The organism is Fannyhessea vaginae DSM 15829 (assembly GCF_000159235.2).
Classification (GTDB): domain Bacteria; phylum Actinomycetota; class Coriobacteriia; order Coriobacteriales; family Atopobiaceae; genus Fannyhessea; species Fannyhessea vaginae.
This window is the reverse complement of the sequence record NZ_ACGK02000004.1, coordinates 1-12266: the sequence shown is the minus strand read 5'-3', so window position 1 is coordinate 12266 and position 12266 is coordinate 1. Positions and strand designations below refer to the sequence as shown.

Genomic DNA, 12266 nt, shown 5'->3' with positions numbered 1-12266 from the left:
ATGAGTTTACAACAATTGTAGCAGGCTTTATATGGTCGGTTGTGGTAACTCTTTCGTCCCTTATCGTGGTTGAAATATGTTATCGGTCTACGCGCGATATAAAAAATCGTAGCACATGGGCTTTTGGTAGTACTATAATTTCATTCGTATTGCTTGTTATAAGCATGTTTGTTGTGTACATATACGAGTTAGCATCGGTGCTTTATTTTGGTGTGGCAGTTGTATGTGGATTTGTAGCATGTTGGTTTATTGAGACAATGTACATATGTTGTAGGTTTAAGCATACGCAGGTAAAAGGAAAAGGGGTGAACAATGAATCCGCTGTCTAACTTATCGGAAGCTATGGATGAGCTTATTAACAGTTTTATGGCTCAGACGGTTTTTGGTTCAAGTTCATGGGGTATGACGCAGTACATTTTTTGGATGTTTGTTGCAATCATCGTCTATGTTGTTGTTATATTTCAGTTTAAAAAACGTCAAGCGGAGAGTTTTGTTCCTCACGGTTGGTTTGTAAATCTTGTTGAACTCGCTATTGACTTTGTTAGAAATGACATGTGCAAAAGTGTGTTAGGTGCAACGTGGAAAAAACACTTTCCTTTTCTTGCGACAGTTTTTTTCTTTGTGTTATTTAATAATTTGATGGGTCTTATTCCTGGCTGTAAACCTGGAACAGGAACTATGGGTGTAACTATTGCTGTTGCAACCTGCTCATTTTGCTATTTTGTAGTAGTTGGTTGTAAACTTAAAGGAGTGTGGGGTTACATTAAAAGCCTAGCCCCCGAAGGCGTTGCACTTCCTTTACAGTTGCTCTTGGGTATAATCGAAGCGTTCTCTACATTTTTACGCCTTATTACTTTGGCTGTTCGTTTATTTTGTAATATGTTTGCAGGACACGTTGTTATGGGTACGTTTGCAGTACTTGCTGCATTGTTTGTCGAACCCATGCTGCAAGATGTTACCGCTCAGACAATGGCAAATGCTTCAACTTCAATTTTTTGGGTTGGAGTATTGTTAGCTATATATATGGTTGAAATACTTGTTGCGGTAATTCAAGCATATGTATTTACGCTGCTTTCTACCGTCTATATTCAATTGGTAGAATCCGAGCATTAGACAGCATTACATATTGGTGTGTCCATGCGCGCGCCAATTAATGTGGACTCGTTCATAAAAGAACGAATGAAAAAGGAGGAACTGTGGGTGTTTTAGGATATGCAGTATGTGTTTTGGGCGCTGCAGGAGGAATCGGTTTGGCAGCATCAAGTGCTATGAAATCTATGGCTCGCCAACCAGAAGTACAAGGTCGTCTGTTTACCACCTTCATTCTTGCGTCTGCATTTATTGAAGCATTGGCATTGATCGGCTTTGTTGTAACTCTTATTGTTAAATAAGGATGTACCAAGAATGTCAGGTAAAGGCATGAAATTTTACAATCACTCGTTGATTACCAAAACTGCAGGTGTCACTGTTTCGATGATGCTTGGAGCTTCGGTGTGCGGCGCAACTTCGGCGTTTGCAACCACACCTGGTGGAGCAGATATCCTTCTGCCTAAGCCTGCAGAATTTTTGCCGGCACTTGCAGCTTTCTTAGTCGTTTGGTTTATTATGGCTCGTTTTGCGTGGCCCTCTATCGTAAAAATGATGGAAAAGCGCGAGCTCAAAATTAAAGGCGATCTTGACAGCGCTGAAGAGGCAAAGCTTAAAGCGGAACAAGATCGTAAAGAAAGCGCTAAAACAATCGGCGATGCACAAATTAAAGCTGCCGAAATTATTGCAACAGCAAAACGCGAAGCCGAACAAGAACGCGAGCACATTCTTGCTGATGCGCAGCGTAATGCTTCGGGTCTTATCGAGAAAGCACGTGATGCAATTACCACAGAGCGTCATAAGGCAATGATTGAGCTTTCTGGCTTTGTTGTTGATTTGTCGGTAGAAATTGCAGGCAAAATTATCGGAAATAGTTTAAGTGAAGCACAACAACGAGATCTTGCAGAACATTACCTCCACGAGGTAGGTGCAAAACATGACGAAGAGCAAGCATAGCGACGAGCGCAAATCTGAGGAATACGCGCGTGCATTGATGGACGCTGCGCAAAAAGAAGGTCGCTTAAATGATGACCTTGTGCAGTGGAAGCATGCAGCTAAGTTTTCTTCTGAGGTTTTTGAAACTATTCGTGCAATGTACGATGCAAACGATCTTGGTTTGGTAACTAACGTAGAAAATGCATATAAGCATATCTTAGATACGCATGACAATACTGTTTTCGTGACAGTTACCACAGCTGTTGCTATGGATGACGAACTTCGCAATAAAGTTTGTGACTACATGTCAAAGCTTGTAAAAGCGCCTGTGTTCCTCGTAGAACGTGTTGATAAATCCATTATTGGTGGTCTTATCGTTGAGGTAAAAGGTAATCGCTATGATGCGTCTGTTCGTTCTCAGCTTGCAACAATTAGAAAGAAACTTTCTCAAACGTACACGGGAAGTGAGATGTAATGACTGACAAAATAAGTTCAGACCTTATAATTGACGGGCTTCGTCGTCAACTCTCACAAATTAATGCAACTGTAGATCGCCAACAGGCATCAGTTGTTACCGAGGTCGGCGATGGTATTGCCCATATCTCGGGCCTTAAAGCAGCTATGGCAGGCGAACTGTTGCAGTTTACCAGCTCATCCTCGGGCAAAAGTGTGTACGGTCTTGCACAAAACCTAGACGAAGACGAAATTGGAGCCGTTTTATTTGGCGATGTTAACTCAATTCGTGAAGGCGACGAGTGTCGTACTACAGGACACGTTATGTCTATTCCCGTTGGTCATGCTATGCTTGGTCGCGTGGTTAACCCGCTTGGTGTTCCTATCGATGGTTTGGGCGCAATTCCAACTACGCATGAACGTCCAATTGAATTTAAAGCACCAGGAATTATGGAACGCCAGCCTGTATGTGAACCAGTACAAACGGGTCTTTTGGCAATTGATGCTATGGTTCCAATTGGTCGAGGGCAGCGTGAGCTTATCATTGGTGATAGAAAAACAGGTAAAACAGCTATCGCTATTGATGCAATTGTTAACCAGCTCAACACCGATATGATTTGTATTTATGTTGCTATTGGTCAAAAGGCATCAACCGTTGCTTCTATTCGAGAGACGCTTCATCAAAAAGGTGTTCTTGATAAAACAATTATTGTTGCAGCTACTGCAGCTGATTCGGCTCCTTTGCAATACATTGCACCTATGTCGGGAGCTGCTATCGGTGAGTACTTTATGTATAACGATGTAAACGGTAATCCTGCAGATGAAAACCACCCTGGTGGTCATGTGCTTGTTGTATATGACGACCTCTCAAAGCAAGCTGTTGCATATAGACAAATGTCGTTAACATTGCATCGTCCACCTGGACGTGAGGCATATCCTGGTGATATTTTCTATCTGCATTCTCGTTTGCTTGAGCGCGCGTGCAAACTTAGTGATGCACGTGGTGCAGGTTCGCTTACGGCACTTCCTATCATTGAAACTCAAGAGGGCGATGTTTCGGCTTATATTCCAACCAACGTAATTTCTATTACCGATGGTCAGATTTATTTGCAATCTAACCTCTTCTTCCAGGGTCAGCGTCCTGCTGTAGACGTTGGAATTTCCGTTTCTCGTGTAGGTGGTGCTGCACAAATTAAATCTATGAAACAAGTTGCAGGTACGCTTCGTCTTGATTTGGCAAGTTATCGTGAAAAGCAAGCTTTCTCGCAATTTGGTTCCGATTTGGACGCCACCACACAGTATCAGCTTACTCATGGCGCACACATGACCGAAATGCTTAAGCAACCACGCTATCACGCGCTTGACGTAGCAGATCAGGTTCTTACCATTTATGCTGCCAAGGAAGATTTCCTCGATGATATTGACCTTGTTCATGTTCCTCTCTTTAGAGATGAGCTGGCAGAATTTATGAAACTTGAGCACGACGACATTCGTCAAAAAGTTGTCGCACAAAAGATCGACGATGAACTTGCAGCACAAATTAAAGCTGCACTTACAGAGTTTAAAGAGCGGTTTATGCTTAAGCATGCCAATAAAGAGGTTTCGGTAGACGTTATTGAGCAAGCGGAATATACAGCTCAAGCCGAAGAAGCTGAGCAGAGCGCGGAGCAGGAGTAACGTCTTATGGCAAATCTTCGCGAGTTACAAAGGCGTATGAATTCAATTACGTCAACCATGCAGATTACGCGCACGATGTCGATGATTTCAACGGCGCGTATTCAGCATGCGCTTGCAAATGCCGAGGCTGCTGCTGCATATAAGGACGCTATTACCAACATGCTCTCTCATGTCGCATGTGCTCATTTTGACACGGCGCAGCCACTGTTGGCTACTCATGAAGAAGAAAAGAACGTTCTTTTTATCCTTATAGCATCGGATCGTGGCTTGGCTGGAGGTTTTAATTTACAACTTCAGCATGAAGTTGAGCATCGTATGAAGGCTCTTCATGCAAAGGGGATAGGCACATCACTTATTACCTGTGGTAGAAAGCCAACCGAGTACTTTACGTTTCGCGGCGTCAAACCCGACGTTTCATTTGTGGGGATTTCTTCTGAACCAACAAGCGATGAGGCCGATCGTATTGCTTCGTTTGTGATGAATGGCTATATCGAGCAAAGCATAGACCGTGTTATGCTTATGTATTGGCATGCTAAAAACCGTGTTGATCAGGTCCCAGTGTACGAGGAACTTTTACCTGTTAGCCGTGAGCGTTTGCGCATGCCTAACCAGCCCCGCATTGAAAAGGCAGTATCTACGGTAAAACCACAGCCGTATACTTTGTATGACTTTGAACCTTCTGCACAGGTTGTGCTTCATGATTTAATGCCAGCCTATCTTAAAACGGTTATCTTTCATGCATTGCTTGATAGCGCTGCTGCCGAACATGGTGCCAGACGTCGAGCCATGCAGTCAGCTACAGATAGTGCTCAAGACATGCTTAACAGTTTGTCGCGCACGTATAATCGTGAGCGCCAAGGAGCTATTACAACTGAGCTCAATGAAATTATCGGTGGTGCTTCCGCATTGGAGGACAACTAATGGAACAAGTTATGAACGCTGAACATACGCTTTTAGAGAATGCTGCACGCAATCAGCATAACCGCAGTGTTGGTGAAGGTGTTATTGTTCGTATTGTAGGGCCTGTTGTAGATGTTAAATTCTCAAAGGATCTCCCTAACATTTATACAGCGCTTAAAGTTGACGCTCAAACGCCACAAGGTCGTGTCAAAACCATCTTGGAAGTAGAATCACAGCTTCCTGGAGGTGTGGTACGTACCGTTGCTATGTCGTCTACCGATGGTTTACAACGTGGCCTTAAAGTACATGATACGGGTCATCCTATGATGATGCCCGTAGGTAAGTCTACGTTGGGTCGCGTGTGGAATGTTATGGGCGAGCCAGTTGACGGTAAGGGCATTCCTTCCGACGTTGATTATTATCCTATTCATCATCCAGCACCTGCATTTGATGAGTTAACCACTCAAACCGAAATTTTTGAAACAGGCATTAAGTCCATCGACTTACTTGAGCCTTATGTTCGTGGTGGAAAAACTGGTTTGTTTGGTGGTGCAGGCGTTGGTAAAACTGTTTTAATTCAGGAATTGATCAATAACCTTGCTCAAGAGCACGGCGGTACTTCAGTGTTTACGGGCGTTGGCGAGCGTACTCGTGAGGGTACCGATCTCTATCTAGAAATGACCGAATCGGGCGTTATTAATAAAACTTGTTTGGTCTATGGACAGATGAATGAGCCACCTGGAGCACGTTTACGCGTCGGTCTTGCAGGTCTTACAACTGCAGAATATTTCCGCGACCAAGGTCAAGATGTTCTGCTCTTTATTGATAACATCTTCCGCTTTTCTCAAGCTGGATCAGAAGTTTCTGCATTGTTAGGACGTATGCCATCTGCAGTAGGTTATCAACCTACGCTTGCAACCGAGATGGGAGACCTTCAAGAGCGTATTACCTCTACAAAAGAAGGTTCCATTACATCGGTACAGGCTGTATATGTTCCTGCTGACGACTTAACAGACCCTGCGCCTGCAACAACGTTTACGCACCTCGATGCTACAACCGTTTTGTCGCGTTCCATTACCGAGCTTGGTATTTATCCCGCTGTAGATCCACTTGCAAGCTCGTCTTCGGCGCTAGATCCATCTATTGTTGGCGAAGAACACTATCGTGTTGCTATGGCTGTTCAAGAGATTTTGCAGCAGTATTCAGATCTGCAAGATATTATTGCAATTTTGGGTATGGACGAGTTGTCCGAAGAACAGCAGCTCGTTGTTGCTCGTGCTCGTAAAATCCAGCAGTTCCTCTCGCAATCCTTCCATGTTGCAGAGAAGTTTACTGGTAATCCTGGACAATATGTTTCGGTAAAGGATACTGTTCGTTCGTTTGCAGCAATTATTGATGGTGAATGTGACGACTTACCAGAACAGGCATTTCGTTACGCGGGAACTATCGAAGACGTACGCAGACGCGCGGAAGCCATGAAAGATAGTACGCACTAAGTAAGTTTTACTACACGAATTGGGAGATACAATCACAATGGCCGAGTTAACATGCCAATTTGTTCGACCTGACAAACTCATATATGAAGGTCTCGTCAAGAGTCTCATTTTGGTTACAAAAAACGGTGAGCTTGGCGTGTGGCCTGGTCATGCAAACGAAATTTGTTCGCTTGGTGATGGTGTTGTACGCCTGCACCATCTTGATGAAGATGGTGGCGGCACTGATAACGTTGTGGTATCGGGAGGCTATGCCGAAATTGGTCCTGATGGTGTTATTATTCTTGCCGATCATGCCCGTCTTGCAAATGATATTGATCCCGATGTGGTTACTGAAACCAGACAAAAAGCACTTGATGCGCTTGAAAATTTGGATGACAGTGATAACCGTAGTGCCTATTACGAACAAAAAATCAAATGGTGTAATATGCTTCTAAAGGAAGAACAAAAACTAAGAGAGGGTTAATATTTCTTTAGTTTATTGTTGTTGCATTCATTTTATATATGCGTAAGTTACGTTTATAACGCTTAAGAGCATTGCATATGCAATGCTCTTTTGTTATTCTTCTTCACGCATATTTTAAGCTTCTTTTTGCGGGCGGGAAAATGTGCAGCTGCTGCATTTTGGGAGTAAAATAAGCATAGATACTAAACCTTAGACATAAGTATATTCAAGGAGGAAGTATGGAAGTCATACGTGTTGAAGGCGGCTATCCTATAACAGGAGAAGTGGCTGTTGAAGGAGCAAAAAATTCCGCGCTCAAGCTTATGGCTGCAACTATATTGGCTCCTGGCGTTACCACGCTTACCAATGTACCTGATATTTCTGATGTGCATGTAATGGGTAAAGTACTTACCTATTTAGGTGCTAAAATTACGGTAAAAAATTTACACGAACTCGAAATTGATACAACCAATATTAACCGTTGGGATGCACCTTATCATCTTGTTGCTCAAATGCGTGCTTCAACTGCTGTTTTAGGGCCTCTTCTTGCTCGTTTCCATAAGGTTGTTGTTGCTATGCCAGGCGGCTGCAATATTGGTGCTCGAAAAATCGATATGCATATTTTAGGTTTAGAAGCCTTGGGAGTTACCTTTGATATTAACCACGGTAATATTCATGCCAAGGATGAGCACGGACTTCGCGGCACCCTGGTTTCTTTGGAATTTCCAAGTGTTGGTGCAACCGAAAATCTTATGATGGCTTCTGTGCATGCGCAAGGTGTAACCACCATTGAAAATGCTGCTCGTGAGCCCGAAATTGTTGACTTGGCTAACTTTCTTCAAGAAATGGGTGCAAAAATTAAAGGAGCAGGTACGCCCATTATCGAGATCGAGGGCGTATCAGAGGAGCTTCATCCTGTCGAATGCCATAAGGTGGTTGGCGATCGTATTGAAGCAGGAACATTTATTGCGCTTGGCGGTTTATGCGGAGATCCCGTTGAAGTTAAAGGATTTAATCCTAAGCATTTATCACTTGTATTAAAAAAGTACGAGATGATGGGTTTGTCCATCGAACAAGGAAACGATTTTGTACGTGTTCAACGCAAACAGCCTATCAATTCTGTTGATATCCAAACATTACCGTATCCTGGTTTTCCCACTGACATGCAGGCGCAAACCGTCTGTCTTTTGGCTCTTGGTAACTCAAGTTGTGTTGTAACCGAAAATGTATTTGAAAACCGTTTCATGTTTGCAAGTGAGCTACAGCGTATGGGTGCCGATATTCGTCTTGAAGGTCACCATGCCGTTATTCACGGAATTTCTCATTTCTCTGGTACCGATGTTAAATCGCCCGATTTGCGCGGAGGTGCCGCGCTCGTGATGGCGGGTCTTGTAGCAGACGGTTATACTACGGTTTCTGCGATACAGCATATTGATAGAGGATATGAAAACTTTGTTCCAAAACTACAGAAGTTGGGCGCTCATATTCAAAGGTTGCAGGTAGCAGACGAAGAAATGTAGGCATTTTATGTATACAATTCACGCCTTAAGCGATTAAAATGTGTGCTGACGCAGATCTTTAATTACAATGAAATAAAATAACTATATGTGGTACATGTCCTAAAGACGTATTACAGTGTGCAATATTGGATGGGGATTCATTGCATAGGGAGAGAGACTATGTCCAACACGACAGAAAACGCGTGGCATCGCTTAACCATGGCGAGCGAAGATTATTTAGAAACTATATACCGCATCATGCAGGAAGAAAATGCTTTTGATGGGATTCGATCAAAAGACGTTGCAGATCAGCTTGAAGTTTCAAAAGCAAGCGTTAATAAAGCACTAAATGTTCTCAAAGAAAACGGCTACGTTGAACAGAATCGTTATGGTCGCATTCAGCTAACCACTACAGGTAAAGAATATGCTGCTCATATTTGGCGTTGCCATCGTATGATTCGTTCATTTTTGGTGCAGGATTTAGGTGTAACAAGCGAAATTGCCGATAACGAAGCTTGTCTTATGGAGCATGCTATTTCCACTGACACACAGAACAGGTGGCTTGCCTATTTGGATAAGCAAGGCATAACTATTGAGGAATAGTAGAAAACTATTGGTATAGAAGCCTTTCGGGGACTTTAGTACTTTTGTCTGTTTTGTGCTACCGTATCAAATAGATATACGGTTAGTATAAACTTTTATGCATACATATTCTTTTATGCAAACTAATAAGGCATAAAAATTATCCGTGCATTTGTGTATCGGTGCAATCACCGTGTAAGAAAGGAACCACTATGAAGGCCATTATTCCTGCGGCAGGACTTGGTACTCGCTTTTTACCTGCTACTAAAGTAACTCCAAAGGAATTATTGCCGGTTCTTAACAAACCCGTTATTCAATATGTCGTAGAAGAAGCGCTTGAGCCCGATGACGTTGACGGTGTAGTTATTATCAATTCTCACGAAAAGCCTCAGATAGATTCTTATTTCCAGCATAACGAAATTCTTGAGCGGTATTTAAACGATCGCGCAAAGAATGCAGAAGCTCAAATGGTACAAGAATCTGAATCTTTGCCTATAAACTTTGTATATCAAGATAAGCCGTTAGGCCTAGGTCATGCAGTTCATTGTGCAGCTCCTTATACCAACGACGAACGCTTTTTTGTGTTGTTAGGCGATTATTTTGTTCCCGATCGTCAAATGTGCGTGCGCATGAAACAAATTTCAGACGAACACGCAGGAGCGTCTGTTATTGCGGTTGCTTGTGTTCCCCAAGATCAGGTAAGTAGGTACGGTATCATTGCAGGCAAACAGGTAGGCACGCTTAAAGGTTATGAAGGTGCTGCCGCAGATGAAGAAGGTGCTGTTTGGAAGATTTCTGGTTTGGTCGAAAAGCCCAAGCCCGAAGAAGCGCCTAGTCATCTTTTTATTGTTGGCCGTTATTTGCTGACTCCACGCGTAATGGAGCTGCTTGCAACTCAAGGCGTGGGCGCTGGCGGAGAAATTCAGCTTACCGATGCTATGGAGCGCGTGCTTGCCGAAGAAGAAATGTACGCACTGGTTGTCGACATTAACGAAGGTTGCGACACGGGAACTCCAGCCGCTTGGGCTGCAACAAACGCTCGTATAGCTCTGCTTAATCCCGAGATTCGTCCAAAGTTCATTGAGGCTCTTAATGATGACGCTCTCTCAGTTTTAAAATCGGCACTGTAGTGGATAGTACGATAAAGACAGCAATGAAAACAGCAACGAACGTGATCATAGATTTGGCATTATATGTGTCAATACATTCTATAATCGGTGCATTTTGCAACAATCGAGCCAGAACGTTTTTAGGTAATCGAAATGAATATTGTACATTTTGGATCTAATGGCTGGCATGCTCGTTTTGATGAAGCTTTCACACCTCAAGCTCTTTATAGTGTTGCTCTGACGCTTGCTCGTATATATGAGGCTGAAAAAACTCGCTCAACTATTCTTGTAGGCTATGACACCAGAAGTCAATCGCGCATGCTTGCCTATGTTGTAGCTGCGACGATGGCCGATCAGGGATTTTATGTTCGCGTTTTGAATTATGCGGTAACAACTCCCATGATAAGTTTTATGATGAGCGATTCCTCTTATGCACTGGGTATTATGCTTTCTGGTGCCGATTATGCGGGAACTTACGGCGGCGTCGTGTTGCGCGCGCGTGGAGGCGGCCTTGTTGCTGCTAACATATGGTCTCAGCTTGACGGCCTTGTTGAACAGGCAATTCCCGATGAAACGCAACAGCTTATCACAGCACTTACCAATCACGAAATTGCTTTAGAAGACCTTGATCACACGAGCAATGCCCCGCGTCAAGATGTGCGTTCGCTCTATAAAAAAGAGATTCTTACCTTTGTAAAAAACATGGCACCACATGGTTTGTACCGTCCACTTACCGTTGTGCTCGACTATATGCATGGAGCAACAAGCGGCATTGCTGCCGAATTGTTTGAGGCTCTTGGTTGTAAAGTCATTACTACACGCCAAGACACGCGCGATGATTTTGGCGGCGTACATCCCTGTCCAATTAAACCGTGGACTAAGCATAGCTATGAAGTTTTACGCTCAGTGCATGCTGATGTAGCAGTTATTTATGATGGTGACGGGATGCGTTTTAGCTTAATAGATAACGAAGCCCAGCAAGTGCCGCTTCACCTTATTGCTCCATGTATTCTTGATTTTCTCGTACGCTTTTGTGGCGAGCGTGGACGCGTGGTAACTACACAGGCTAGCTCAGTAAGAATCTGCCGTCTTGCCGAACGGCTTAACTGCGAAACAAGCATTGTGCCCGTAGGTTACGCGCGCATTGCCGATGAACTTACCGAACGCGATGTCTTATTAGCCTCTGATGAATATGCAGGTATATGTGTTCCTGGTTTTGGTATATGGCGCGATGGTATATTAGGGTCGCTGCTTGTAATTCGCTATCTGCAAATGAGAAACGAGGCACTTCATACAATTATTGCCACGATGAGCTCTGACCTAGGCAATATGGACTATATCCGAAAAGATTTACGCCTCGATCCAGCCAAAATGCAAACATTTTCTACCATGCTACCTGGCGTTAACCCTGCAAGTATTGCGCAAAAAACTCCTTGTGCAGTAAGCCATGCCGATGGTTTACGTCTTGCGTTTGACGATGGATCATGGATTATGCTGCGTCCTTCTCGTACACAGCCTACAGTTCGTATTTATGCCGAAGCGCCTAATTTAGCCGAAAGAAACGAGCTCTTACGCGCAGCATACGCGCTTGCCCAAAGTAAGCTTTAGAAATATGTTGTCCGCGGTACGGTAGATAAAGGCTTACAAACTCAGCACCGTAGGAATTGTTTCTAAAATATGTACAGATTATGAAGAAACAAGGCGTAGGTTTAGATATATTGATATAGAATTGTTTTTGCTTTCTAAGTCTTTCACATCTCATCTACCGTTCAAAGTTATAAAAGACCAGCTTATAATATCTATAGAGCTATAATACATCACCAATAATTGATGGATTCCCTCCCTAATTGTGTCGATGGCGTGAAGACTTAAATTCTCGCACACATTGCCTATTGTTTCGCGTATAGTAATTCCTCGCGCCGCACAGACGCTACGTTGTCTCGTGAGCGCACACTGAACCTTGAAAACTGGATACTGTGATTGAGAAATCATAAAAGATAGCTAAGCAAATTCGAATTTATATAAGTATTTATACGTCAATTTTTTCGAACCAAGCGAATCCAGATCAGCGATCATATGAGCAAGA

General features: G+C 43.3%; 12 protein-coding genes. All 12 read left to right on the top strand.

All coding sequences use genetic code 11. From position 1 onward, the window contains the following. The first annotated feature begins 312 nt into the window (after positions 1-312). The 12 genes from atpB (at position 313) to HMPREF0091_RS05250 (ending at position 11788) form a co-directional block, all read left to right on the top strand. A complete protein-coding gene (gene atpB / locus HMPREF0091_RS05305; protein WP_006303280.1) occupies positions 313-1113 on the top strand; it encodes a F0F1 ATP synthase subunit A in 801 nt (266 codons plus the stop codon). A gap of 83 nt (positions 1114-1196) precedes the next feature. Further along, complete coding sequence (gene atpE, locus HMPREF0091_RS05300; protein ID WP_006303279.1) at positions 1197-1391, top strand: ATP synthase F0 subunit C; 195 nt, start codon at positions 1197-1199, stop codon at positions 1389-1391. Between the two features lie 13 nt (positions 1392-1404). Then, complete coding sequence (gene atpF, locus HMPREF0091_RS05295) at positions 1405-2043, top strand: F0F1 ATP synthase subunit B (RefSeq protein ID WP_006303278.1); 639 nt, start codon at positions 1405-1407, stop codon at positions 2041-2043. Continuing rightward, the gene (locus HMPREF0091_RS05290; RefSeq protein WP_006303277.1) at positions 2024-2497 is read left to right on the top strand and encodes a F0F1 ATP synthase subunit delta; all 474 of its coding nucleotides are present in this window, start codon (positions 2024-2026) and stop codon (positions 2495-2497) included. Before atpF ends, HMPREF0091_RS05290 begins: the two co-directional genes overlap by 20 nt. Further along, a complete protein-coding gene (atpA, locus tag HMPREF0091_RS05285; protein WP_006303276.1) occupies positions 2497-4152 on the top strand; it encodes a F0F1 ATP synthase subunit alpha in 1656 nt (551 codons plus the stop codon). Before HMPREF0091_RS05290 ends, atpA begins: the two co-directional genes overlap by 1 nt. A 6-nt stretch (positions 4153-4158) precedes the next feature. After that, a complete protein-coding gene (gene atpG / locus HMPREF0091_RS05280) occupies positions 4159-5073 on the top strand; it encodes an ATP synthase F1 subunit gamma (RefSeq protein WP_006303275.1) in 915 nt (304 codons plus the stop codon). An 11-nt stretch (positions 5074-5084) separates the two neighbouring features. After that, positions 5085-6548: a F0F1 ATP synthase subunit beta gene (atpD, locus tag HMPREF0091_RS05275; RefSeq protein WP_050770500.1), complete on the top strand. Its 1464-nt coding sequence runs from the start codon at positions 5085-5087 to the stop codon at positions 6546-6548. A gap of 37 nt (positions 6549-6585) precedes the next feature. Beyond that, positions 6586-7011, top strand: a complete 426-nt coding sequence (gene atpC / locus HMPREF0091_RS05270) for an ATP synthase F1 subunit epsilon (RefSeq protein ID WP_006303273.1) — start codon at positions 6586-6588, stop codon at positions 7009-7011. 218 nt (positions 7012-7229) lie between these two features. Further along, a complete protein-coding gene (murA, locus tag HMPREF0091_RS05265) occupies positions 7230-8510 on the top strand; it encodes a UDP-N-acetylglucosamine 1-carboxyvinyltransferase (protein WP_006303272.1) in 1281 nt (426 codons plus the stop codon). Positions 8511-8669: 159 nt separating this feature from the next. Then, positions 8670-9092: a metal-dependent transcriptional regulator gene (locus tag HMPREF0091_RS05260; RefSeq protein ID WP_010241707.1), complete on the top strand. Its 423-nt coding sequence runs from the start codon at positions 8670-8672 to the stop codon at positions 9090-9092. Between the two features lie 191 nt (positions 9093-9283). Then, positions 9284-10201, top strand: coding sequence for a UTP--glucose-1-phosphate uridylyltransferase (locus tag HMPREF0091_RS05255; protein WP_006303270.1), 918 nt, complete (start codon positions 9284-9286; stop codon positions 10199-10201). A 132-nt stretch (positions 10202-10333) separates the two neighbouring features. Then, the gene (locus HMPREF0091_RS05250) at positions 10334-11788 is read left to right on the top strand and encodes a phosphohexomutase domain-containing protein (RefSeq protein WP_006303269.1); all 1455 of its coding nucleotides are present in this window, start codon (positions 10334-10336) and stop codon (positions 11786-11788) included. Positions 11789-12266: the final 478 nt, after the last annotated feature.